We start from the raw sequence: 24,751 nt of genomic DNA on the forward strand, positions 1-24,751 counted from the left end.
CGCCGGCCGGAAATTTCAGTTCAGCGCGCTTCGATAGCTGGCCAGGGTCTCCCGCGCCGCCCGATCCCAGTCGAATTCGCGGGCCCGGGCGACCCCGGCGCCTAGCCGGAGATCGCGGTCGGTGCCGGGTTCAAGGGCCTCTGCGAGCGCATCGGCGATAGCCTCCACGTCAAAAGGGTCCACCAACAGGGCCGCCCCGCCCGCGATCTCCGGCATGCAGGAAGCGTTGGCCGTTACCACCGGCACGGAATGCGCCATCGCTTCGATGATGGGCAACAGGAATCCTTCGGCTTCGGATACGGCCGCCAGGGCCTGGGCCCGCACATAGAGTGCCCGCAGCAAACCGTCGTCTATGCTCCCCAGGCGCACCAGGAATCCCTCTCCAAACCGGTCAATACTGGCCAGATCCTGGTCGGAGATCCAGCCGGTCGCGCCGACGTGCACCAGGCCCACGTCATGCCCGCGCGAGCGCAATTGGGCTACCGCTCGAACCGTTCGCAGCATGTTTTTGCGCGGCTGAAGGGTGCCGACGCTGAGCACGAAGCGTTCCGGCAATTGAAGTTCATCAAGGCGATCCAATTCGTCCTGAGTCGGCGGCTTCGCCAGTTTCTCGTCCAGCCCGTTGTAGATGACATCGATGCGGTCGGCATCGTAGCCGAGCAGGTCGCCGACGGCGGCGGCGGTATGTGCGGAAACGCAATGGACGCGGTCGGCAATTTCGATGCTGCGTCGCACCGCCCGGTCCAGCCGCTCGCGCAATCGCGGTTCGGCGGTGTGCGGGTGGGTCAGGTAGGTCAGGTCGTGAATCGTCAATACCCGCCGGCGGGCGAACGAATACGGCAACACAAAGTCCGGCGAATGAAGCAGGTCCAGCCTCCCGGTGAACAGCTCCACCGGTATTGGGGCGCGCATGCGCTGCCAGATGAAGAACCCGAGTCGCGGGGATACCGGAATCAGCGACGGGATCACGCCGTGGTCGGCCAGGGACTCCTCGAAGCCGCGAGCGATTCGCTGCCCCAGGTAAAAAACGACCCATTCGATGTCCGGTTCGCGACGCCGCAGCATCGCCAGCAACAGCGACCTGGCCGCCCTTCCAATTCCGGCGCCCTGCCACGCGGCGGCGGTGGCGTCGAATCCGACCCGGATCAATTTCGGCCGCTCCGACCCGGCGGGCAGAGCCCGATCCCGATGACAATCCCCAGGATGATCCCCAGTCCGCCGACCAGCATGTAGTCGACCAGGCCGTGCAACAGAAAAGCCGCCAGCAGACAGGCAGTACCGATATCTATCCAATCCGATTCCGGGCGAAATAGCCTGCGCGCCGCCGGCGCCAGGCTGGTGAGCAAGGCGGCTGCAAACAAGGCGAGGCCCAGAAGTCCGGTTTCGCTGGCCAGCACCAAGATCAGGTTGTGGGCATGGCCCAGTGATTCGAACCACGGCGAGACCATGTAACGGGGGTAGGCCTCGTCAAAATTGCCAAGGCCAACCCCGCCGACCGGGTTGTCCAGCGTCATCCGGGTCGCCGCCAGCCAGAAGCCCACCCGCTGGTCGATGGAAAAACTCTGTTCGTTCGGATTGGCGACCACGTCGCGCGGGCGGATCGATCCCTCGAGCAGTCCGGTCGGCTCGGCCGGCGGTTGCGCCATCACCAGCAGAGCCAACAACCCGGCCGCGACAACCAACCCCAAAGCGGCCGCCGTGATCGGGCGCAGGATCTGGTGGCGCAGTTGCGGGTACGTCAGCAGCAGGGCCATCGCGCTGATGCCGGCGATCGAGAGCCAAGCCCCGCGTGAGAACGAAAAAAGCGCTCCGGCCAGGGCGCAGCTCGCCACCGCAATACCGATCCAGCGGGTCCTTTTGCCGGTCGATAGCGCGGCCGGCAAAGCAAAGGCGAAGCTCATTGCCATGAAAGATCCGAATGGATTCGGTTGACCGAAGCTCCCCAGCAGGCGCGGAACCGCCGTCTGCACCACGCCCTCGCCGCTCGCCAACAGGGTCAGCGCCAGGACAATCTCCAGGGCGAACACGCCGGCCGCCCCCAGCAGCAGGGTTTTCAGGTCCCTGCGGTCGCGGGCCAAATCGCAGGCCAGCAGCATCGCCACGATCAACTCGGTCCACTTGGCAAATTCCTTGACCACTGGGCCCACCTGCGGGGCCCACAGCACCGAAGCCGCGCCGTACAGGGCCAGGCAGATCCACAGCGAGATCTGCAGAGGGACATAGGCTCTGCCCCGGCGCCGGAACAGAAGCGTCCAGGCCACCGCGAGGGGCAGCGCAAACTCGGTGATCGTGATGTCGGCCACCTCGGTGCGCACCGCCAGCAGGGTGCGCAGCGGCACGGCCGCCAGCAGCAGGACCAGACCCCAGGCGGGCGACGGCCGGCGGCGGAACCGGTCGGATGGGCGAGCCCGCGGCCGGGAACCGTCCGCGGGGGCCATTGACCCATTTGCGATCAAATCGATCATCCCGGTAAATGCTCCGCCTAGATTGTTGACTTGGCTGTACCTACAGCAGTCCGGCCAATCCCGGTCGGACAAAATTTGCCGGCGGCAATCGTCAGGCATCAGCGGCGCAAAGGCGATGTATCCACGACCTGTATACCTGGGACTAGGCAGCAACCAGGGTGATCGCTACGGGCAGCTACTCGCCGCCCTGGAGTTGTTGGAATCGCAATTGGGCGACGTGGTTCATTCCGCGGTTTACGAGTCGCCTCCCTGGGGCGTCGTCGACCAGCCGAGTTTCCTGAACTGCTGCTGCCGCGGGTGCTGGTCGGGAACGCCGGGCGAGTTGCTGCGGCGGGTGAAGACGATCGAAGAGCAGCTGGGGCGCCGGCCCACGCGACGCTGGGGCGAACGGCTGATCGACATCGACATACTCGTCCTCGGCGGGGTGGTGGTCAGCACGCCCGATCTGCAGATCCCGCACCCGCAGCTGGCGCGGCGACGGTTTGTCTGCGAACCGCTCGCCGACCTTTGCCCGCAACTGGTCGTGCCCGGACTGGGCAAGTCGGTGGCCGAACTTGCCGCAAGCCTGGCCTCCACCGAACCGCTGGAACCGTTTCGGACGCGCGCTCGGGTGGCGGCCGATCGGCGCCGGGGGAGCGAACCCGCGTGAATTACAAGGGCGCACTCGAGCGGCTCTACGCGCGCTCGGACCCGGAGCGTGGTCCGGGGTTTTGGTCGGGCGGCGGTGATCCGAACATGGGGCCGCAGCGCGCCCGGGCGATGCTCGCTGTCGCCGGCGACCCTCAGGATGAGCTCTGCTGCTTTCACATTGCCGGCAGCACCGGCAAAGGCTCTACAGCCATGTACCTGGCCGCCGCGCTCTCAGGACTCGGGTATTGCGCCGGGCTCTACACCCAGCCGCATCTCCACACCTACCGCGAGCGGCTCCAACTCGGCTCCGGCCCCATATCCGGTACCGAGTTCGCGGCCGTATTCGAACGGGTCCTTCAGTACGAGGACGCCAGCCGGCAGCAAGGTCCGGATCTGGGACCGGCGACAACTTATGAGCTCACCACGGTGATGGCGTTCGATTGGTTCCAGCGCCGCGGCGCCAGGTTCGCGGTGATCGAAACCGGGCTGGGCGGGCGCCTGGACGCATCCAACGTGCTTTCCGCGCCGGCCGCGGTACTGCTCACTCCGATCGAGCTGGAACATGCCCGGATCCTGGGCCCTGGGCTTGCCCGGATCGCAGCCGAAAAGGCCGCCATCATAAAACCCGGATCGGTGGTGGTCAGCGCCCCACAGGCCCCAGCGGCGACGCGCGTAATCGCCGAGCGCTGCCGCGCCCAGGACGCGCTGCTGCACATCGTCGGGCCGCCCGAAATCGCCGCCGCGCAACGGTTGATCAGGGCCCCGCAACTGGCTGCCAGCGCCGCGCTGGCGCTCAAGGCTCTCGCGCTGCACGATTCCACGTCTGACCGGGCCAATATCCTCCCCCGGATGGCCGAAACCTCGCTGCCGGCCCGTTGCGAAGTAATCGCCGGTCGCCCGCCGCTGGTGGTCGACGGCGGCCACACCGCGAGGGCCATGGAGCACCTGGCCGAATTTGTCGGCGACCGGTTCGGCGATCGGAACGTGCAGTTAGTTTTCGGATGTTCCACCGACAAGCCGGCATCGGACCTTCTCGAGAGTTGGCGAGGCCGGATCGCCGGACTGCACCTGTGCGCCGCAAAACACCCCCGGGCCACTTCGCCGGAGGTGCTGGCGGGGACGATCGGGTTCGGACGTCCGGCCACCTATCCCGACGTGCCGGCGGCATTCGCCGGGGCCGGCGCGGCCGCCGGCGTAGAAGGATTGGTCGTTGCCACCGGCAGCATGCACGTGGCCGCGGCCGCCCGATCAGAAGCTAAGGGTTTGGCCGGATACCGGGAGCCGATCCCGATCGCAACCGCTCCGTGAACATCCCAGGGGTCGATCCAGCTGCGCCCGGACGGCGCATTGCTCGGCCTCGGCCGGTGACGCCGCTACCCTCGCGGGGCCGCCTGCGGCGTTTCTGCAAGGGTGTCCTGCGGTCGATCCTGCTCCCGATCGCCGGCGCGGCGGCGGCGGCCGAGCGGCGGGTGCGCCGCCTGCCAGCCGCCCCCGATGCGACACCCTGGCCCTACCCGGAGAGCCCGCGCAAGGCCCTGATCGTGCGTCTCGACCTGCTCGGCGACTGCCTGCTGACCCTGCCGGCGGCGGCCGCCTTGAAGCGGGCCCATCCCGGCCTGCACATCACCTTCCTGGCCTCCCGCGGCGCCGGCGAGCTGTTGCGGCTGTCGCCGGCGGTGGACGAGGTCATCGAATGCGATCTGCCCGGGTTGACCCACATTCGCGCCCTGTCCGATCCCGGCGGATGGCGATCCGGAGCTCGGCTGCTGGCCCGGCTGCGCCGGGCGCGGTTCGACATCGCGGTTTCGGCCTACGGTCCCCTGGCGCGCGCGGTGGTGTCGCTCTCGCTGGCCCGGCACCGGATCGCCGATGGGCGGGGCTGGCCCGGTGCCGACCGCGAGCGGCGCATCCGGCCGGGTGAACACGAAATCGATCACCTGCTGACCCTGGTGGACGGCGCCAATCCCGACGCGCCGCAACCCGTGCTGGTCCCCGCCGAACCGACGCCTGCGGGACTGGCCGGCGGCGCGGTGCTGTGTCCAGGGACGCGTTCCGGTTCGGCCAAAGCCTGGCCGTCGGCGAGCTGGACCCGGTTGGCCATGGAGCTGGCGAGGCGGGGCCTTAATCCGCTGGTCGTAGGGGCCGAAGGCGAAGTCGAACTGGCAAATGGCATCTGCGCCAACCGCCCGCAGATTGTGAACCTGGCCGGAAAACTCTCGCTCGGGCAACTTGCGGCGGTGATTTCCCAGGCCCGCCTGGTGGTCGGCGTCGACAGCATGCCGATCCATCTGGCCTCTTTGCTCGGGGTCCCTACGCTCGGGTTGTTCGGGCCGACCGATCCCGGACGCTACCGACCGCGCGGCGACGGGCGGGCGCTGGCCATCGGGATTGGCTGCGCTCCCTGCTACGACCAGCGAGCTCCGCCGGAATGCCCCTTCGGCGACCGGCTCTGCATGGCCTGGCTGGAGCCGGATCGGGTAATTGCGGAAGCGCTGGAATTGGCCGGTGCCTGAGGCGGCTCCCCGGCCGGCGCGGGTAGCGGTACTGGGCGTCCCGCTGGCCGATTGCGGGCGCGGATTGGCGCTGGCCTGGATCCGCGGCTGGCTGCACGGTCGAGAGCCGCGGGCGGTTTTTACGGTCAATCCCGAATTCGTCATGGCAGCGCGTTCCGACCCCGAGTTCGCGGAGACACTGGCGAACGCCGATCTGAACCTGGTCGACGGCGCGGGCCTGTTGGCGGCGGCGCGGCTTTGCGGACGGCAGCGCCCGCAGCGCCTGCCCGGTGTGGACCTGATTCCGGAACTCTGTCGCATCTGCGCCGCCGGCGGCCATCCGGTGTACCTGCTCGGCGGCCGATCCGGGGCCGCGGCGCAAGCCGCCGCCAACCTCCTCCGCGATCACCCCGGGCTCACAATCGCCGGCACCGCCGAACCGGACGATCCCGCGGAGCGGACCGCGGCGATCTGCCTGGCGGTCCGCGAGTCGGGCGCGCACTTGTTGCTGGTTGCGTTCGGGACGCCGCGGCAGGAGATGTGGATCAGTACCCATATGGCAAAGACCGGGGCGCGGGTCGTGGTCGGGGTGGGCGGATCCTTCGACCTAATCTCCGGCCGGATCAGGCGGGCCCCCCGGCTGGTGCGGCGCATCGGCATGGAATGGCTCTATCGGCTCGTGCGCGAGCCCTGGCGGTGGCGTCGGCAGCGGGTCCTGCCTCGATTTGCGCTGCTGGCGTTGCGCCAGGCGCTGCGGCAACGGCTGGGGGCCGGGCGAGCAATCCAATAGATTGATTGGATCGGCCCAGCATCATCCAGGCGGGAATTTGCCCAATGCAGATCAGCGACATCACCACCATCGCCACCGCCGGCGGTCACGCCAACTGGTTGTTCGTCAAGGTCGAAACCGACGCCGGGATAACCGGATGGGGCGAGGCCAGCCTCGAGAACCGCGAGACCTCGGTCCAGACGGAGATTGCGGAACTGGGCGAGGGGCTCCGCGGGCGCGATCCGATGCAAATCGAAAAGATCTGGGTCGACGTGCACCGCGGCGCCTTCTGGAGCGGAGGTGCGGTCAGCATGTCGGCGCTGTCCGGAATCGATCAGGCCCTCTGGGACATCAAGGGCAAGGCCCTCGGGGTACCGGTCTACGAGTTGCTCGGCGGCAAGGTCCGCGACCGACTGCGGACCTACGCCAATTCCTGGTTCAAGATCGGGGCCGACCCCCAGGGTTACGCCCGGGACGCACTGGCCATGGTCGAGCTGGGTTTCGACGCCCTAAAGTGGGACCCATTCACCGGCGCGACGCAGATGCTCTCGCGCGAGGTCGAGGAAACCGCTTTCGAGAACATCGCGGCAGTCCGCGACGCGGTCGGCCCGGACGTTGACCTATGCATCGAGGCGCACGGTCGATTCAACGTGGTTTCGGCGGTGCGGGTCGGCCAGCGGCTGGAAGAATTCAACCCGTTCTTCTACGAGGAACCGATCCTGCACGACAACCCGGACGCGATGGCCGAGGTGGCCCGGGCGGTGCGGGTGCCGATCGCCTGCGGCGAGCGGCTGCTCTCGCGCTGGGACTTCAGGCCGCTGCTGGAGCGCAACTGCGTGCGAATCATCCAGCCTGACATATGCCACGCCGGCGGGATCAGCGAGCTAAAGAAAATCGCCACCATGGCCGAAACGTACTACGTCGGAGTCCAACCGCACAACGCTGGCGGTCCGCTTTCGACCCTGTCCTCGATCCACCTGGACGCCAGCACCCCGAACTTTGCAATCCAGGAATTCTTCGAACCCTACCGGGAACGCTACAACCAGCTTCTGACCCACCCGATCGAGATTGACCGGGGGCAGTTGGTGGTGCCCGATCGCCCGGGGCTCGGCGCCGACATCGATGAGTCAGCGGCTGCCGCCCTCCCTCCCGATCCGGCTTTGGCGCTACGCCGCGTGGTCAATTCGCCCAACTTTCCGTATTTGTAGACCAAGCCGTCCGGGTCGGCGCGCAGGACCGGAGCGGCCTCCGGCGCAAACGCCGAGACGGCTTGATCAGCACGTCCTCACAACAGAGCCCGCTTGTGTCTGCTCGATCGATCAGAACCGGAGGCGGATCGGCTATGGGCGCCGCTTTGGCGGCGGCGATGCCGCCCGAACCTCCCTTGTTTTTGCTACAGCGGTTCGCCAGGGAACGTTTATCCCCTACCTTTGGCGACAACCGGCCGCCGCGGGCGCGGCGGCCGGTTGCTTTTGGTCAGCCGGTCAGTTCAGGCAATGAATATGTAGCGGGCGATGAAGACAACGGCCAGCACGTGCACCAGCCAGGACACTTCCAGGCCCTTGCCGCGCAGGATCTTGAGCGCCGAGTAACTCACCAGACCCATCGCCAGGCCGTCGGCGATTGAGAACGTCAGCGGCATTCCGGCCATCGTCACCAATGCCGGTACCGCCGTATCGAGGTCGTCCCATTCGATTTCACGCACCAGGCCGACCGTGGTCGCGGCGATGATCACCAGCGCCGCGGCGACCGCCGATTCGGGCACGATCGCCACCAGCGCCGCCAGCGGCAGCGCAAGCAGGAAAAGCACGCCGACCACGACCGCGGTGAGACCGGTCCGGCCGCCGGCCGAGATGCCGGCCGCGCTCTCGATGTAGGTGGTAACGGTCGAGGTGCCGGCCAGGGCCCCGGCGATGGTGGACGCACCGTCCACCGCCAGGATCCGACCCAGTCGGGGCACGTTGCCGGTTTCGTCCTCCAGCTTGGCCCTGCGGATCAGCCCGATCACCGTTCCCAGGGAGTCGAAGAAGTCAACGAAAAGCATCGCGAAGATGATGTCGAGGAACCCGACCTGCAGCGCGCCGCCGATGTCCAGCGCGAATAGACCGTCCGTCCAGCTGCCGTCGGACGCCGGCTCGGCGTTTAGGCCCAGAGGAATCGAAACGATGGTGGCCACCACGATCCCGACCAGGATTCCGGCTCTGAGTCCGCGCGAAAGCAATGCGGCAATGATCACCACGGTGGCGATCGTCAGCAGGGCCTTGGGGTCGCCCCAATCGCCGCGGGTGATGATCGTGGCCTCTAGTGCTTGCACGATCCCGCCGTTGCGCAGACCGATCATGAGCAGGAAAAGTCCGATGCCGGCCCCGATCGCGGGCAGCAGTTCGCGCGGCATCATGCGCACCAGGGCTTGTCTGATGCCGGCGATGGTCAGCACCACGAACACGACGCCGGAGATGAACACCACGCCGAGCGCTTCCTGCCAGGTAAGGCCCATGCCGCCAACCACGGTGAATGCGAAGAACGCGTTCAGTCCCATGCCCGGGGCCAACGCCAGTGGCATGCGGGCTATGAGTCCCATCGCGATGGTGCCCAGTCCGGCCACCAGGCAGGTGGCAAAAGCCGCCGCCACCGGAGGAATACCGGCGGCCGAAAGGATCGCCGGATTGACCGCGATGATGTAGCTCATCGCCAGGAAAGTGGTGATTCCGGCCACAATTTCGACGCGGACCGAAGATCCCATCTCGGCGAGACCGAAGAAACGGTCAAGTTGCTTAGTAGCCGCGTTCATGCACACCCCCCTAATTGGTCCAGGCCCGAAGGCATGAATCGCACCCAGCCGAGCCCGCGCCGCCACCGCAATTCTATTTTTGGGGGCACTCTGGGCGGGCCGTCAATTGCCTTCCGGGAAGGGCGTTTTCAGGGCGTGACGGCGGCCGATTTGGCCCACGGATTGCGTTCCAGCATCGGTCCGGGGACGGCCAGCGTGCAGAAGAACCCGAGGACCGGCATGAATCCGATTGCCACCAGCGCCAGCTGCAGCCCGAACTCGTCGGCGAGTACCCCGGTCGCCGCCTGACCGACCGCCTGGATAGAGAAGATGAAGCCCAGCGCCAATCCGGATGCCGCTCCCATGCGCGAAGCCATCGCCTGCTGGACCATCACCACGCTGGGGGTCTGCGGCGTCTGGACCGTGAATCCCACCAGATACGCGGCCACGAATGAGAGCGGCGACCCGATGTCGACGACCATCAGCATGAAAAGGGGCGTTCCCAGCAACAGCGGCAGCGCCATGACCGCCTTGGCCCCCAGGCGGTCGGAGAGCCAGCCGCCGCCGAACACGCCGGTGGCGGCGCCGGCTGAAAAAACCGAGAGCGCCAGCCCGGCGATCGTAAGCGAGGCCCCGCTTTCCAGGAAAGCGAACGGAACGAAGACCGGTGCGGCGCCGAAAGTGAGGCCGCGGAACACCGACATCGCCGCCAGCGGCGCCAGCAGTCGGTAGAGCACCCCACCCGCTGGCGGGGCGGCATCGGAGGGCCGGGCGGACGCCGAACGACGTTTGCCGGCGCGCGTGAGCAGCAGGAACCAACTCGTCGTCAAGGCCGAGAACCCGATCAGGTAAAGCGGGAAACTGAGCCCCAGGTCGGCCGATTCGACGAAAAACCCGGTGACCACCGGCGAGACCGCGAATCCGGTGTTGCCGGCCAGGAAGAAAAGCCCGACCGCCGATCCTTTCCCGGTTGTGGAGGAGCGGTTGGCCGCCTCTAGCCCGAGGGCGTGGAAGGCACCTGAAGCCAGCGCCGAAACCAGTAGAAACGCCAGCAGCAGCCAGTAGGTCGGTGCCTGCGCGGCCAGGCCGATGAATAGGCCCTGCACGAATATCCCGCCCGCCAGCAGTCGGCGGCTCCCGATCCGGTCTCCCAGCAGCCCGAACACCGGTTGTGAGAGCCCGTTTGCGGCGATGTGCAGGCCGGCCGCTATGCCAACCTGGGTGAAATTCAGGTCCAGCTTCGTCGCCAGCAGCGGGAAAAGGATGTTGACCGCAAAGGTGATGAAGTCGATCCCGAAGTGCGCCGGAAGGATGGCAGCAAGGCCGCGGTTGATCCGCAAATGAAACCTTCCGAGCAGGACGCGGGCGGCCATTTGCCAGTTCCCGCCCGGCGGGATCGGCCGCTTCAACCGATTATGCGGGCCTTGGCGGTTCGAACCCGGCTGCCCATAAAATTTTCCGCTCACCTTGGGCCGGACGCCGGCCAAAGCCTCGCAGCCCACGCGTTCGCCCGGCACCGCCGCCCCTTCCGCCGCCACCCCGACTGCCCCGGAGTTTTCGCATGTCCCAATCGACCAAATGGGTCTATCTCTTCAACGAAGGCGACCAGTCCATGCGCAACCTGCTGGGCGGCAAGGGAGCGGGAGTCGCCGAAATGACCCGGTCCGGCATGCCGGTACCCCCGGGGTTCACGATCACCACCGACGCCTGCCGGGCTTACTTTGACGGCTCGGGCCAGTTTCCGGAGGGCCTCGAGGATCAGATCGATTCCGCCCTGCGCGCAGTGGAAAGCGAAACCGGCAAACGATTCGGCGATCCCGCCAACCCGCTGCTGGTCTCGGTCCGCTCGGGTGCCAGGGTCTCCATGCCGGGGATGATGGACACGGTTCTGAACCTGGGTCTCTCGCAGGCCACCCTCAAAGGTCTGCAAGAGCGCAGCGGGCAGTCCCGGTTCGCCTACGATTCCTACCGTCGCTTCGTGCAGGGCTACGGTTCGATCGTTCTGGGTCTGGAAAGCCGGCGATTTGAGCACGTCATCCAGGGCCACAAGGACCGCCTCGGCAAGACCGAAGACGCAGAACTTGGCGCCGCCGATTGGAGCGCGGTCGCCGACGACTTCAAGCAACTGATAGAAGCCGAGACCGGCATCGCGTTTCCCGAGGACCCGATGGACCAGCTGCACGGGGCGATCCGGGCAGTTTTCAACTCCTGGCACGGACGGCGCGCAGTCGACTACCGCAACTTCCACGGCCTCCCGCACGATTGGGGCACGGCCGTGAACGTGCAGACGATGGTCTTCGGCAACATGGGCGAGAACTCGGGGACCGGAGTTGCCTTCACGCGCAATTCGGTGACCGGCGATCGCGAGCTCTTCGGTGAGTACCTGCTCAACGCCCAGGGCGAGGACGTGGTCGCCGGAGTTCGTACGCCGGCCCAGATCGCCACCCTGGCCGACCAGTTACCCGAGGTCTATGCCCAGTTCGAGGCCAACGCCGAACGGCTGGAGCGGCACTACGGCGACATGCAGGACCTGGAATTCACGATCGAGGAAGGCCGGCTCTGGATGCTGCAGACGCGGGCCGGCAAACGCAGTCCACGGGCCGCGGTCAAGATCGCGGTCGACATGGCCGACGAAGGCATCATCGACCGCGCCACCGCGCTGGCGCGGGTAGAACCGGCCCAGGTCGACGCCCACCTGCATCCCCAGATTGACCCAACCGTCGCGGTGGAACCGGTTGCCGTGGGCCTGAACGCGTCTCCCGGCGCCGCCGTGGGCCGGGTCGTATTCGACGCCGATGAGGCCGCCGAACGCGGTCGCGCCGGCGAGGACGTGATCCTGGTTCGCCCCGAGACGTCCCCGGACGACTTCCACGGGATGGCGGTCGCAAGGGCAATCCTGACAGCGCGCGGCGGGGCCACCTCGCACGCCGCGATCGTGGCCCGCGCCCTTGGACTGCCGGCGGTGGTCGGTTGCGAGCAGCTGCGGATTGATCTGGAAACCGCCCGGTTCCAGGCCGGATCGACGCAGGTGGACGCCGGCGACACGATCACCGTGGACGGCTCAACCGGCAACGTGATCCTCGGCGAAGCGCCGCTGATTCCCGGCCAGATTACCCCCGAGCTGGAGACCCTGCTTGGCTGGGCCGACGGGCAGCGGCGGCTGCAGGTTTGGACCAACGCCGACACCCCTCAGGAAGCAGCCCAGGCGCGCGATTTCGGCGCCCAGGGAATCGGGCTCTGCCGGACGGAGCACATGTTCCGCGAGGAAGACCGCCTGCCGATCTTCCAGGACATGATCCTGGCCGAAAACGAAACCGACCGCCGCGCCGCCCTGACCCGATTGCTGCCCATTCAGCGCGCCGACTTCTACGGGATTCTCAAGGCAATGGCGTCGCTGCCGGTCGTGATCCGGCTGCTGGATCCGCCCCTGCATGAATTCCTGTCCGGGGTCGAAGAAGAACTCGAGGAGCTTCGCGACAGCGGCGCCGAACCGGCCGAACTGGCCGCCGCCGAGCGAAAGGTCCGCCGCGTTGGCGACCTGCACGAGGAGAACCCGATGCTCGGGTTGCGCGGATGCCGCCTCGGAATCGTCTACCCCGAGATCTACGAGATGCAGGTGCGGGCGATCGTCGAGGCCGCCATCCAACTTGAGGAAGAAGGCGTCGACGCCCACCCCGAGATCATGATCCCGCTAATCGGGCACATCAACGAATTGCGCACCGTCGAGGCCAACCTGCGCAAGACCGCTGAGGCGGTGGCCAGCGAACGCGGTCGGTCGCCGTCGTACAAGTTCGGCACCATGATGGAGGTCCCGCGAGCCTGCCTTACGGCCGGCGAGATCGCTGAGGTGGCCGAATTCTTCAGCTACGGCACCAACGACCTGACCCAAACCACCTACGGCATCTCGCGCGACGACGCCGAAGGCAAATTCCTGCTCCAGTACGTCGAGGACCAGATCCTGCCGCGCAACCCGTTCCAGGTGCTCGACGCTATCGGCGTCGGCGAACTCATGCGGCTCGGCAGCAACGCCGGCCGGGCCGCCCGCCCGGATATCGAGATCGGAATCTGCGGCGAGCACGGCGGCGACCCGGAATCGATCGCGTTCTGCGAAGAGATCGGGCTCGATTACGTTAGCTGTTCACCCTATCGGGTGCCGGTCGCCCGGCTGGCCGCCGCGCAGGCGGTGGGGATCGACCTGGCCCGCGACGTCTAGCTGAGCGCCGGCCGACCTTTTGGACCGGGCAAGTCGGCCTGGAGGGTCAGTATCGCCGCGGAAGTCCCTGTGAATTCCGGATTCTTCGGTTCGAAGCGGCGCACTTCCCGGTAACCGAGTCCGCGGTAGAAATCACGGGCCGCGGCATTGAACTCGAATACGTTCACGACCATCGAACCGGGGGCTTCGGCGCTCGCCGCCGCGTGTGCGCGGCCGACCAATCTTCGAGCGATGCCGAGCCGGCGGTATTTATCGGCGACCGCCAGCGCATTGACGTAATGACCTGAGGAAGCGGCCAGATTCACCATTGGCGGTTCCCCGCGCCGGCGCAGCGCGCGCGGCACCATCGAGCGCGGTCCGAGGCCGGTGGGAATGAGACCGCGGCGCAGCAGCGCCAGCGACCTGAGCGGCCCAAGGCTTCTCAATAAAGGCACGATCGTGGCCAAATTGCGGCCGCGCATTTCACCGATCCGGCAACTGGCCAGTACTCCGACGACGCGGCCGTCGATTTCGGCCACGTCGCAAGCGTCCCAGGCAAAGAGGTTCCCGCGTAGCAGGTACATCCGCTCCACCGCGCGCAGGGCGCAGCGGGTGTCGCCCAGCCCGAATGCCGCCGCCGCCATTGGCTCTGAAGATTCGTACAGCAGGGGAGCCGCCCGATCGACATCGCTCCGGCGCCCCTTGCGAATCAGCAGCGTCGAGTTTCCGGTCGGCGGACTCGGCGCGGCGGTATCCCGGCCGCCTTGACGGCCGTGCCTCACGCGCTGGTTAATTGAGGAGCGTGCTTTTCCATCCAGGCCCGCAGTGGCACGTCCTCGGGGCTGGGCGAGGTCCGTCCGTGGTTGCTGGACGAGAACCCGAGCATCTGCCGCATGATGGGGTCGGCCTGCTCGAACCACTCGGGCGGATAGATCATTTCGTCGCGGGCATGAAGCCAGCGGTAACCGTACCCGTAGAAGAGGACCTTGCGGGTAATGTCCGAGTAGTTGGGGGTCGCCGAATGCCAGAGTCGCCGGTCAAACACCACCGCGTCGCCGGGTTCGGCGAGTACCGGAACTGCTCCCTCGGGCTGGCCCCGGCCACCCGGCGGAAGTTCGATCCGGTTGCGCAGGTGCGAGCCCGGAACAACCCAGAAGTTGCCGCGGCCCGGTTCGGACACGTCGGTAAGGAAATAGGCGACCTTGACCGAGATCCGGGGACGCGGATCGGTTTCTAGGTCATTGTTCAGCTGACCCGAATCCTGGTGCCATCCCCAAGTCGATCCCCCGGGGTCGTAAGTCCCGCTTTCGCGCCCGGAAACGGTCATGTGGGAGTGATACAGGTAGATGTTCCAGCCCAGAATCCCAAGCATCTTGGGCAGGATCCGCTCGTAGCAGACCAGGTCGAAGAAAAGCCGATCGTGGCCAATGAATCCGAGCAGGTTGAACCGTTGCGTAATCGACTTATCGAGCCGCAGGTCGCCCTCAAAGCCCTCGGCCCAGGCGCGGTCGACAGCCGCAACGCATCTCGCGTTCAGCTCCGCGTCAAGGGCTCCAGGGAAGCGAATATAGCCATCGCGCTCGAATCTCTCGCGCTCTTCCTCGCTGAGCAGATAAGACCCGAAATCTCGCCCCATTTGGTGCCCTCCAAATCGCCCGGATATGGCAAGTATGGACGATACGCCCGCGCGGCCATTTCTAATTGCAATACCTCGGAAGGAAGCGCCGGCATTTCCGATTCCGGGTCCGAAAGTTACCAAAATTAGAGGTCAAGGAAGGGGATGCCGATAGCCAATGGCCGGCGAAATCGATGAGATCAAGGCCCGCCTTTCAATAGAGGGGTTGGTCGGGCGGCACGTTCAATTGCAACGCTCCGGCCAGCATCTGCGCGGCCGCTGCCCCTTTCACGACGAGCGCACCCCGTCGTTCTTCGTGTTTCTGGATTCAGGTAACTACAAGTGCTTCGGCTGCGGCGAGGCCGGAGACGCGTTCACCTTCCTGATGAAGATGGAAAACCTGACCTTCCGCGAGGCCCTGGTGCGGCTGGCTGAGGAGACCGGCGTGAGGCTCGCCCCGCGCGGCGGCGATCCGGCACGGCGCGAATACATCAACTCGCTCATTGGGGCGGTTGAGGCCGCCAGCCGGCATTACGAGCAACAACTCCAGCAGCACCAACACGGACAGGCCGCGCGCGACTACCTGCGCCGGCGCGGAATCGGGTCCGAAATCCAAACCCGGTTCAGGCTCGGGCTGGCTCCCGAATCCTGGGACGGCCTGCTGTCGGCGTTGACCGGCCAGGGCATCGCACCGCAGACCCTGCTGGCGGCCGGGCTGGTGCGCGAGGGACAGCGCGAAAACCTCTACGACGCCTTCCGCGCCCGGCTGATGTTTCCAATTCGACACCAAAATGGCTCGGTGCGCGGCTTTGGCGGCCGGACGCTCGGAAACGATCCGGCGAAGTACGTAAACACCAGCACCACCGAAATATTCGACAAGAGCAGCCTCTTGTACGGACTGGATCTGGCCCGTACTGCGCTCAGGCGGCAGCGGCAGGCGGTCGTAGTAGAGGGTTACACCGACGTGATCGCCGCTCACGCGGCCGGGTTCGAAAACGTCGTCGCCGCGATGGGGACGACGCTCACTCAACCACAATTCAGCCAGATTGTTGGGAGCGTTGAGCAAATCGTCATTTGCATGGACGGAGACGCCGCCGGTCGGGCGGCCGGGCGGCGCAACCTGGAACGAATGGACGAATTCCTGGGCCCCCTCGTTTGGCAAGAAGGTCAGTTGAATGCCGAAATCAAGATCGCCCCAATGCCGCAGGGTCAAGATCCGGACGATGTCATCAACTCCGATCCTCACCGCTGGCAAAGCTTGCTTGCGGGCGCGGCCCCTCTTTCTGCGTACTTGTTCGATGAGATCATGGCGTCGGCTGAAACTAACACCCGGCGCGGACGAACTCGGGCCTTAGAAGAGGGACTCAAATACTTGAGCCGATTGATCCGCGGTGATCCGGTCACGCGATCTGATTACATCTCCGCCCTGGCCGAGAGATTGTTAATGCCCGTACCAGCCATCGAGGCCGAACTCCTCCGGCGCTCCAGGGGCGGATCGACCGAGGAGATGGGGGCCCCAGCAAGCACCGAGAAACTCGTTGGGGTACCGATCGAAGATCAATTGTGCGCCCTAGCGATGCGTAATCCCTCGTCGCTGCGCCATGCTCTTGGGCATTTCGAATTGCCGCTGGCAGCGCTCGAAGGGGCCGCAGCTCGTACGGCGTTTGAGGTTCTAGTGCGTCTGCATTCATCCGAACCAGCCAATGACCATCTCGGTCGCCAGCTGGGTGAGCAGGGGCGCGAATACCTTGACCACCTGGATAGGTTGAACTCGTCTAGGCCAAGTGTCGAATCCAGCGAACAACTAAAGGCTGACATTTCTCGATTAGTTTTGGAAGTTCGGAAGAGATGGCTGTTGGCGGAAGCCACTCGCGCGTCGCTTGTGGCGAACGATGAAACCAACCCACAAGTCCAACACCAGGCGCGTTTGACAATGAGCGACCTGGTCCGACAACGCCAGGAAATTGACAAGCAGATCAACAGGTTGTCAATTTCGACCTAGAATCCTTTCGACCCACTCCGACGACGTGGTGATGGTCGCCTCTCTGGTGGAGAGAAGTATTGCGTGGGATTTGGACGCCCACCGCACAGGGTTGATTGCGGCCGTTTGAACCCGCTTGGGATAAAGCTCTAAACGGCGAGCAAATGGACCTGGAAAGTGCGGCGGACGCGTCGGGAGCGGAGAGTAATTTGGCGACCAAGGTAAAAGGCAAGTCGAAGACATCCGGAGCCAACGGGGCCGCGGCAGGGCCCGAACCCGTTCCGGACAACCAGAACAACCAGTCGCCTGCCCCGCCCGACGTCCCCAATTCGCAACCTGAAGAAGTTCCATTCGAAACCCTGCTGGCGCAGTGGCAGGAACGCGGCTGGGTCACCCACGCCGAGCTTTTCGAGGTCTTTCCCGACGTCGACATCGACAAGTTCGGGACCGCCCACAAGCTCCACAGGGAACTGACCGCCGAGCACATCGAGGTCCGCGCCCAGCCGCCCGAAGCCGACGAAATCGAAATCTCCTCGGAGCTGTCGTCGGAAATGGAAGCCCTGGTGACCAAGGGCAAGCGCGACGGTTACGTCACCTATGACGACATCCTGGAGGTAATCCCGGAAGTCGAGGAAGAGATGGACCAGGTCGACGACCTGTACCAGCGCCTGATGAGCGAGGGCGTCAAAATCCTCTCCGAGGGTCTGGAGCCAGAAACGCCGCGGGCGGCGACCGAGCAGCGCGAAACCGTCCCCACGAATGTGGCGCCGACCCCTTCCTCGACCGGATCGCTCGAAGATCCGGTCCGGATGTACCTGCGCGAAATCGGACGCGCCAACCTGCTGACCGCGCGCGAAGAGGTCAAGCTCGCGCGGCAGATGGAGGCCGGCAGCATGCGGGCCCGCGAGCGGCTCATCAAGTCGAACCTGCGCCTGGTGGTGTCGGTCGCCAAGAAATACACCGGCCGGGGGATGTCGCTGCTCGACCTGATCCAGGAAGGCAACATCGGCCTGGTGCGCGCGGTAGAGAAGTTCGACTACCGGCGCGGCTACAAGTTCTCGACCTACGCGACCTGGTGGATCAGGCAGGCCATTACCCGCTCCATCGCCGACCAAGCCCGCACGATCCGCATTCCGGTGCACATGGTCGAGACGATCAACAAACTGATCCGCAAGACCCGCGAACTGCTGCAGGAGAACGGCCACGAGCCGACCCACGAGGAACTGGCCGACGCGCTCGGCATCACCGTCGAGAAGGTGGTCGAGATTCGCAAGGTGGCCCAGCAACCGGTCTCGCTCGATACGCCGATCGGCGAAGACGAGGACAGCCACCTGGGCGACTTTATCGAAGACCAGTCGATCGTGACACCGGCGGACGCCGCCGCCCACCGCAACCTTCAGGACGCGGTGCTGCGCGTGCTGCGTGAACTAGACGAGCGCGAACGCAATGTGATCATGCTGCGGTTCGGGATCGGCGACGGGCGCACCTGGACCCTGGAAGAAGTGGGCCAGCGGTTCGACGTTACCCGGGAACGGATCCGGCAGATCGAGAGCAAGGCCATACGCAAGCTGCGCCATCCGAGACGCGCGCAGGCCCTGCAGGACTACATCGAAAACCCGGTCGGCCGCGCGCCGATGGTCTCCTAGGGGGCCGCCCCCGCGGCACCGCCTAAAATTCCTTTCCCCGCGACGGTGCGGGGAACGGGCGGCGTCGGCCACGGCACAACTTCTCTGAATCCCTCGCCATGCGGGTTTGATTGGCCAAATTGACCAGCACCGCCAACCGCCGCCATCCGGGTCTCTGGGATCCGGCGTTCGAACACGCCAACTGCGGCGTCGGCGCCATTGCCGACCTCAAAGGCAGGCGCACCCACGGCCTGGTCAGCGACGCCCTGACGATCCTCGAAAACCTGGCCCACCGGGGGGCCAAGAACGCCGACCCCCTGACCGGTGACGGCTCCGGCATTCTGCTGCCGATTTCCGACGAGTTCTTCCGGCCCAGCGCCAAAGCCGTCGGCATCAATCTGCCGCCGGCCGGCCGCTACGGAGTCGGGTCCGTATTTCTGCCCGCCGAGGAAGCCGAGGCCGACGCCTGCCGCGAACTGGTCGCCGAGGTCGCCCTTGAAAGGGGCCAGAAGATCCTGGGCTGGCGCCAGGTCCCCATCCGCCGCGGTCACCTCGGCCGGCTGGCCCGCGAAAGGCTGCCCGGGATCGAGCAGGTGTTCATCGCCCTGCCCGACGCCCAGCTGGCCGACCCCGACGTTGCCGAGCGGCAACTCTTCATCACCCGCAAACTGGTCGAAGCCCGCGCCGGGCGGCTGGGGTTGACCGATCCCGAGACGTTTTTCATCTGCAGCCTGTCGGTGCTTACCACCGTCTACAAGGGCATGCTCATCTCGACCCAGACGCGGCGCTTCTTCCCCGACCTCGACGACCCGCGCATGCTGGCGCAGTTCGCCATCGTGCATTCGCGGTTCTCGACCAACACGCTCGGATCCTGGCGCCTGGCGCACCCCTATCGGATGACGGTCCACAACGGTGAAATCAACACCTTCCGCGGCAACGTGAACTGGATGGCGGCGCGCGAGGCGGTCCTTGATCACCCCGATTACCGCGACCTGGGCGACGAGCTCTTTCCGATCGTTACCCCCAATTCCTCCGACACCGCCGCTTTCGACAACGTCGTGGAGCTGCTGGTCCGCTCCGGGCGACCGCTCACCCAGGCGATGCTGATGATGGTTCCCGAGGCCTGGGAGCGCCACGCGTCGATTCCGCCGCAGATGCGCGATTTCTATCGCTATCACGCCTGCCTGATGGAACCCTGGGACGGACCGGCGCTGCTGGTTACGACCGATGGGCGACGTATCGCCGCTCTCTTGGACCGCAACGGATTCCGGCCTTTCCGCTACACCGAAACCTGGGACGGTCGCCTGGTACTGGCCTCGGAGACCGGGGTTCTGGACCTGGACATTGCCAACGTGCGCTCACGCGGGCGCCTGGCCCCGGGCCAGATCCTCCTTATAGACCCCGACGGCGAGGGGATCGTCAACGACCGGGCGGTCAAGGACGAACTTTCCGGGGCCAATCCTTATGGCAGCTGGCTTGAGGAGAACCTTCTGGACGGGGAGTCGTTGCCGCGGCTTCTCCCGGAATCCACTCCTTCGGAACCGGAACTGCGCCGCCGGCAGCGCGCGTTTGGCTACACGTTCGAGGATTTGACCGCGATCCTGCAACCCATGGGGCTGGCCGGCGCCGAACCGATCGGATCGATGGGCCTTGATACCCCGCTGGCTGTCTTTTCCGAGCAGCCGCAGCCGCTGTTCAACTACTTCAAGCAACTGTTCGCCCAGGTGTCCAACCCGCCGGTCGATGCCATCCGCGAAGAACTGGTCACCGCGATCGACACCCTGCTGGGAGCGCACGGCAACATCCTGGCCGACGGTCCCGAACAGTGCCGCCTGCTGCACCTGGATTCGGTCGTTGTCGGCGAGGACACCCTTACCCGGGTCGGGGCGCTTGACCGGCCGGGGCTGAAAACCCGCACTCTGGACACCCTCTACGGACCGGTCGACTCCCCGGGCGCGCTTGCCCGGGCGATGGACGATCTGTTCGACCAGGTGGATTCCGCCCTGGCCGACGGGTGCACGATCCTGGTGCTATCGGACCGCGCGGCCGACTCGGTCCGGGCGCCGATGCCCGCCCTGCTGGCCGTGGCAGGAGTCCATCACCACCTCATCCGTTCCGGGCAACGCCTAGCCTGCGGGCTCATTTCCGACACCGGCGAAGCCCTCGATGTCCATTCCGTGGCCTGTCTGCTCGGTTACGGTGCCCAGGCAGTCTGCCCTTACCTGGCGTTCGATTCGATCCGCGCCCTCGGCGCGGCCGGCGAGCTCAATTCGCATTCGCCCGACGATGCCCTCGCCAAATATGTCAAGGCCTTGGAAAAAGGCGTTCTCAAAATCATGTCCAAGATGGGCATTTCGACCGCGCGCAGCTATCAGGGTGCCCAGATCTTCGAAGCGGTCGGGCTCTCCCAGGAATTCGTCGACCGCTACTTCAACTGGACTCCGACTCGCATCGGCGGGATTTCGATCGACGAACTGCAGGCAGACTACGCCCGGCGCCAGCTCGCGGCCTACCCGCAGAACGGCGGCCTGGCGGGAAGCCTCGAGCTCGATCCGGGCGGGTATTTCCAGTGGTACCGCGACGGCGAGCGGCACATGCTCAATCCGGCCACCGTGGCTCTGCTGCAGAAGGCGACCGGGGCGAACAGCTATCCGACCTACCAGGAATTCGCCGCTCAATGCGAAATCGAAGACCGCCGCGCCACCACCCTGCGCGGACTGTTGGATTTCCGCTGGGCCGAAGATCCGATCCCGCTCGAGGCGGTCGAGCCCGAGGAACAGATCGTACAGCGGTTTGCCACCGGCGCGATATCGCTGGGCGCCATTTCCAAGGAGGCGCACGAGGCGCTGGCGGTGGCGATGAACTCGATCGGGGCAAAGTCCAACACCGGCGAGGGTGGCGAGGACCACCGCCGGTACAAGCCTGACCCGGACGGATCTTGGCGCAACAGCTCGATAAAACAGGTGGCCTCCGGCCGTTTCGGAGTCACCACCGATTACCTTGTCAATGCAACGGACCTGCAGATCAAGATGGCCCAGGGATCCAAGCCCGGCGAAGGAGGCCAGCTGCCGGGGCGCAAGGTGGACGAATACATCGGCTGGATCCGCCACTCGACACCGGGCGTGGAGCTGATTTCGCCGCCGCCGCACCACGACATCTACTCGATCGAAGACCTGGCCCAGCTGATCCACGACCTCAAGAACGTGAACCCCTACTCGCGGATCAACGTCAAGCTGGTGGCCGCGGTCGGGGTGGGGACCATCGCCGCCGGTGTGGCCAAGGGATTCGGCGACGTGGTCCTGATCTCCGGCGACTCGGGCGGGACCGGGGCCTCACCCTGGTCATCGATCAAACATGCCGGGCTACCGTGGGAGCTGGGACTGGCCGAGACCCACCAGGTGCTGCTGGCCAACGACCTGCGGTCGCGGATCGTGGTCCAGACCGACGGCCAGTTGCGAACCGGGCGGGACGTGGCGATCGCCTGCCTGCTCGGCGCGGAAGAGTTCGGATTCTCGACCCTGCCGCTGGTGACGCTGGGTTGCATCATGTTGCGCAAGTGCCACCTGAACACCTGTTCGGTCGGGGTCGCCACCCAGGATCCGGTTCTACGGGCGCGGTTCGCCGGCCGGCCCGAGGCAGTCGTCAATTACTTCTTCATGATCGCGCGCCATCTGCGCGAAATCATGGCCGCGCTAGGCATCCGCAAGGTCGACGAAATGATCGGGCGGGCCGATCTGCTGACCCCGCGGCAGGACGTCGGACTCTCCAAGACGTCGCGGGTCGACCTTTCCCGTCTGCTCCACCAACCCGAAGTACCTGACGACGTTGGCCACTTTCGGATGTTTGCCCAGCAGCACGGCCTCAATCATGCATTGGACAACGAAATCATCCGGACCGCCGCCCCCGCCCTGGAGGAGTGCCGGCCGGTGCGCGCCCGATTCGCGGTGCGCAACTCCAACCGAACCCTCCTGACCATGCTCTCGGGCGAGATTGCGCGCCGCTACGGCGGCGAGGGACTGCCGGCCGAGACCATCCGGCTGGATCTGAGCGGCTCCTGCGGGCAGAGTTTCGGAGCCTTCCTGGCCCCCGGCATCGACGCCCGCATCGTCGGCGACGCCAACGACTATTTCGGCAAGGGCATGGCCGGCGGGACCATCACCATCCGCCCGCCGCACAACGCCGGCTTTTTGCCCGAGGACAACATCATCGTCGGCAATGTGGTGCTCTACGGCGCCACCGGCGGCAGGACGTTCGTGCGCGGACAGGCCGGCGAGCGGTTCGCGGTGCGCAATTCGGGCGCGGCCGCGGTGGTCGAGGGGGTCGGCGACCACGGCTGCGAGTACATGACCGGCGGCGTGGTGGTCGTGATCGGCCCCACCGGTCGCAATTTCGCCGCCGGAATGAGCGGCGGCATCGCCTACGTTCTCGACCCCGAGAATCGCCTTGCCGGGGGACGCTGCAATACCGAACTGGTCGACCTGGAAACACCCGACGGACAGGACCTGCAGGCGATCAAGGGCCTTCTTGAGGAGCATCTCAGGCGCACCGGCAGCAACCCCGCGCGCGAACTGCTGGAGGATTTCGACGACCTGGCCGCGGGTTTCGTCAAGGTGATGCCGCGCGATTACAAGCGCGTGCTGGCCGAGCGCGCGGCCCGCAGCGAAGACGAGGAACGCGCCGCCATGGAGCTTGTCCATCACGGTTGACCCCTCCGGATTCCTGAGCCACCCGCGGCGGGGAATCCCGCAGCGGGGGATAGATGCTCGCGTCGGCGACTGGCGCGACATCTACCTGGAACGCGATCCGCATGAATCGTCGCGGCAGGCGTCGCGCTGCATGGGTTGCGGCATTCCGTTCTGCCATACCGCCTGCCCGCTGGGGAACAAGATTCCGGACTTTAACCGCCACGTATACGGGCAGCGCTGGGGTGATGCGCTTAAGGTCCTGCACTCGACCAACAATTTCCCGGAATTTACCGGACGCATCTGTCCGGCGCCGTGCGAAGAGTCCTGCGTGCTGGCGATCAATGCGGACCCGGTGACGATCGAGCACATCGAACGCGAGATCGCCGACTGGGGTTTTGAGAACGGGTTCATCCGGCCCGAACCGCCCAGCGAACGGACCGGGTTCAGTATCGCGGTCATCGGCTCCGGGCCGGCCGGACTGGCGGCGGCGCAACAGCTGAACCGCTGCGGGCACCGGGTGGTCGTGTACGAGCGCGATGAGTACCCGGGCGGGCTGCTGACCCTGGGCATCCCGGACTTCAAGCTGGAGAAGGACGTTGTCTTCCGCCGGGTCGACCAGCTCGAACAGGAAGGCGTCAAGTTTGAGACCGGGGTCAACGTCGGCACCGACATTTCCGGTGAAGAACTGCGCGCCCGCTTCGATGCGATCTGCCTGGCCACCGGGGCCAACTACCCGCGCTCGTTCACCATCCCCGGTTACGACATGGACGGGGTCGTCTACGCGATGGACTATCTCTGCCAGCAGATCCGCCGCAACCTGGGGCAAGAGATCCCCGATTCTGAGTTCGTGACCGCCCGCGACAAGAAGGTGGTGATCATCGGGGGCGGCGACACCGCCGCCGACTGCCTGGGCACCGCCATCCGCCAGGGCGCGGCCGAAATCCACCAGTTCGACATCCACGAGTGGCCCGAGCAGCGGGCCCCCGACAATCCCTGGCCGTACTGGCCGGCGATTTTGCGCACCCGCACGACCCCCGCCCACCACGAGGGTGGGATCCGCAACTTCAACGTTCTGGCGCAGCGGCTGGTCGGAAAAGACAACCAGGTGACCGCGCTCGAAGCGATCCGGCTGGCCTGGGGTGAGAAGGACCAGCGCGGCCGTCCCCGGATGATCCGGATGCCGGGCACCGAGTTCTCGATCGATGTCGACCTGGTGCTGGTGGCGATCGGTTTCGCCGGCGCGCACGGCGAGAGCCTGCTCGGACAACTGGGGGTGGGATTCGACGCCCGCGGCATGGTGGCAATTGATGACCAGATGATGACGACCACGCCGGGGGTGTTCGCCTGCGGCGACGTACACCGCGGAATGTCGCTAGTGGTCTGGGCGATCGCCCACGGCCGCGACGCGGCGCGTGGCATCGACCGGTACCTGACCGGTCAGACCAGTCTTCCGGCCAGCGCCGTCACCGGCGAGTTGGGGGTCGGGCGCTAACCGTTCCAGCCGCCGGCGCGGCCGTTTGGCATCGG

The 24,751-nt window shown here is 66.0% G+C and carries 16 protein-coding genes; 10 read left to right on the forward strand and 6 right to left on the reverse strand.

Annotation, left to right across the window (positions count from 1 at the left end; genetic code table 11):
• Nucleotides 1–15: 15 nt before the first annotated feature.
• Nucleotides 16–1,149: a glycosyltransferase family 4 protein gene (locus F4X41_05885; protein MYB16549.1), complete on the reverse strand. Its 1,134-nt coding sequence runs from the start codon at nt 1,147–1,149 to the stop codon at nt 16–18.
• Nucleotides 1,146–2,564 carry a hypothetical protein gene (locus tag F4X41_05890; protein MYB16550.1) on the reverse strand — a complete coding sequence of 473 codons (1,419 nt, stop codon included), beginning with the start codon at nt 2,562–2,564 and terminating at the stop codon, nt 1,146–1,148. The genes F4X41_05885 and F4X41_05890 overlap by 4 nt, the downstream gene beginning before the upstream one ends.
• Here F4X41_05890 and folK point away from each other — a divergent pair.
• The 5 genes from folK to dgoD are packed head-to-tail and all read left to right on the forward strand — an operon-like array spanning nt 2,293 to nt 7,564.
• Nucleotides 2,293–3,114, forward strand: a complete 822-nt coding sequence (gene folK, locus F4X41_05895; GenBank protein ID MYB16551.1) for a 2-amino-4-hydroxy-6-hydroxymethyldihydropteridine diphosphokinase — start codon at nt 2,293–2,295, stop codon at nt 3,112–3,114. The genes F4X41_05890 and folK overlap by 272 nt on opposite strands.
• The gene (locus tag F4X41_05900; GenBank protein ID MYB16552.1) at nt 3,111–4,403 is read left to right on the forward strand and encodes a hypothetical protein; all 1,293 of its coding nucleotides are present in this window, start codon (nt 3,111–3,113) and stop codon (nt 4,401–4,403) included. The genes folK and F4X41_05900 overlap by 4 nt, the downstream gene beginning before the upstream one ends.
• Nucleotides 4,367–5,608 carry a glycosyltransferase family 9 protein gene (locus tag F4X41_05905; GenBank protein ID MYB16553.1) on the forward strand — a complete coding sequence of 414 codons (1,242 nt, stop codon included), beginning with the start codon at nt 4,367–4,369 and terminating at the stop codon, nt 5,606–5,608. Before F4X41_05900 ends, F4X41_05905 begins: the two co-directional genes overlap by 37 nt.
• Complete coding sequence (locus F4X41_05910) at nt 5,601–6,377, forward strand: WecB/TagA/CpsF family glycosyltransferase (protein ID MYB16554.1); 777 nt, start codon at nt 5,601–5,603, stop codon at nt 6,375–6,377. The genes F4X41_05905 and F4X41_05910 overlap by 8 nt, the downstream gene beginning before the upstream one ends.
• A 44-nt stretch (nt 6,378–6,421) precedes the next feature.
• Entirely contained in the window at nt 6,422–7,564 is a 1,143-nt protein-coding gene (gene dgoD, locus F4X41_05915) for a galactonate dehydratase (GenBank protein ID MYB16555.1), read from the forward strand.
• Between the two features lie 281 nt (nt 7,565–7,845).
• On the opposite strand, the gene F4X41_05920 is transcribed toward dgoD, so the two are convergent.
• Nucleotides 7,846–9,147 (reverse strand): NCS2 family permease, encoded by a 1,302-nt coding sequence (locus F4X41_05920; GenBank protein MYB16556.1) that lies wholly within the window; start codon nt 9,145–9,147, stop codon nt 7,846–7,848.
• A gap of 128 nt (nt 9,148–9,275) precedes the next feature.
• On the reverse strand, nt 9,276–10,499 hold the full coding sequence (locus F4X41_05925) for an MFS transporter (GenBank protein MYB16557.1): 1,224 nt from the start codon (nt 10,497–10,499) through the stop codon (nt 9,276–9,278).
• A 188-nt stretch (nt 10,500–10,687) separates the two neighbouring features.
• Between F4X41_05925 and F4X41_05930 the strand changes: the two genes are divergently transcribed.
• Nucleotides 10,688–13,339, forward strand: coding sequence for a pyruvate, phosphate dikinase (locus tag F4X41_05930; GenBank protein MYB16558.1), 2,652 nt, complete (start codon nt 10,688–10,690; stop codon nt 13,337–13,339).
• Here F4X41_05930 and F4X41_05935 read toward each other — a convergent pair.
• Nucleotides 13,336–13,962, reverse strand: a complete 627-nt coding sequence (locus F4X41_05935; GenBank protein MYB16559.1) for a GNAT family N-acetyltransferase — start codon at nt 13,960–13,962, stop codon at nt 13,336–13,338. The genes F4X41_05930 and F4X41_05935 overlap by 4 nt on opposite strands.
• Nucleotides 13,963–14,096: 134 nt before the next feature.
• Nucleotides 14,097–14,954, reverse strand: a complete 858-nt coding sequence (locus tag F4X41_05940; protein MYB16560.1) for a phytanoyl-CoA dioxygenase family protein — start codon at nt 14,952–14,954, stop codon at nt 14,097–14,099.
• A gap of 157 nt (nt 14,955–15,111) precedes the next feature.
• Here F4X41_05940 and dnaG point away from each other — a divergent pair, with 157 nt between their 5' ends.
• The 4 genes from dnaG to F4X41_05960 all read left to right on the forward strand — a co-directional run bounded on the left by dnaG (nt 15,112) and on the right by F4X41_05960 (nt 24,716).
• Nucleotides 15,112–16,935, forward strand: coding sequence for a DNA primase (gene dnaG, locus F4X41_05945; protein MYB16561.1), 1,824 nt, complete (start codon nt 15,112–15,114; stop codon nt 16,933–16,935).
• Between the two features lie 530 nt (nt 16,936–17,465).
• Nucleotides 17,466–18,560, forward strand: a complete 1,095-nt coding sequence (gene rpoD, locus F4X41_05950; protein ID MYB16562.1) for an RNA polymerase sigma factor RpoD — start codon at nt 17,466–17,468, stop codon at nt 18,558–18,560.
• Nucleotides 18,561–18,679: 119 nt separating this feature from the next.
• Nucleotides 18,680–23,245, forward strand: coding sequence for a glutamate synthase large subunit (gltB, locus tag F4X41_05955; protein ID MYB16563.1), 4,566 nt, complete (start codon nt 18,680–18,682; stop codon nt 23,243–23,245).
• Nucleotides 23,235–24,716 (forward strand): glutamate synthase subunit beta, encoded by a 1,482-nt coding sequence (locus F4X41_05960; protein MYB16564.1) that lies wholly within the window; start codon nt 23,235–23,237, stop codon nt 24,714–24,716. Before gltB ends, F4X41_05960 begins: the two co-directional genes overlap by 11 nt.
• Nucleotides 24,717–24,751 lie beyond the last annotated feature (35 nt).

It is taken from the genome of Chloroflexota bacterium (genome assembly GCA_009840625.1).
Classification (GTDB): domain Bacteria; phylum Chloroflexota; class UBA11872; order UBA11872; family VXNJ01; genus VXNJ01.

Coding starts and splice junctions, on each gene's coding strand:
- folK (MYB16551.1), top strand. CDS start 2,293: ATGTCGGCCACCTCGGTGCGCACCGCCAGCAGGGTGCGCAGCGGCACG.
- F4X41_05890 (MYB16550.1), bottom strand. CDS start 2,564: ATGCCTGACGATTGCCGCCGGCAAATTTTGTCCGACCGGGATTGGCCG.
- dgoD (MYB16555.1), top strand. CDS start 6,422: ATGCAGATCAGCGACATCACCACCATCGCCACCGCCGGCGGTCACGCC.
- F4X41_05920 (MYB16556.1), bottom strand. CDS start 9,147: ATGAACGCGGCTACTAAGCAACTTGACCGTTTCTTCGGTCTCGCCGAG.
- F4X41_05925 (MYB16557.1), bottom strand. CDS start 10,499: ATGGCCGCCCGCGTCCTGCTCGGAAGGTTTCATTTGCGGATCAACCGC.
- F4X41_05930 (MYB16558.1), top strand. CDS start 10,688: ATGTCCCAATCGACCAAATGGGTCTATCTCTTCAACGAAGGCGACCAG.
- F4X41_05935 (MYB16559.1), bottom strand. CDS start 13,962: ATGGCGGCGGCGGCATTCGGGCTGGGCGACACCCGCTGCGCCCTGCGC.
- F4X41_05940 (MYB16560.1), bottom strand. CDS start 14,954: ATGGGGCGAGATTTCGGGTCTTATCTGCTCAGCGAGGAAGAGCGCGAG.
- dnaG (MYB16561.1), top strand. CDS start 15,112: ATGGCCGGCGAAATCGATGAGATCAAGGCCCGCCTTTCAATAGAGGGG.
- rpoD (MYB16562.1), top strand. CDS start 17,466: ATGGAAGCCCTGGTGACCAAGGGCAAGCGCGACGGTTACGTCACCTAT.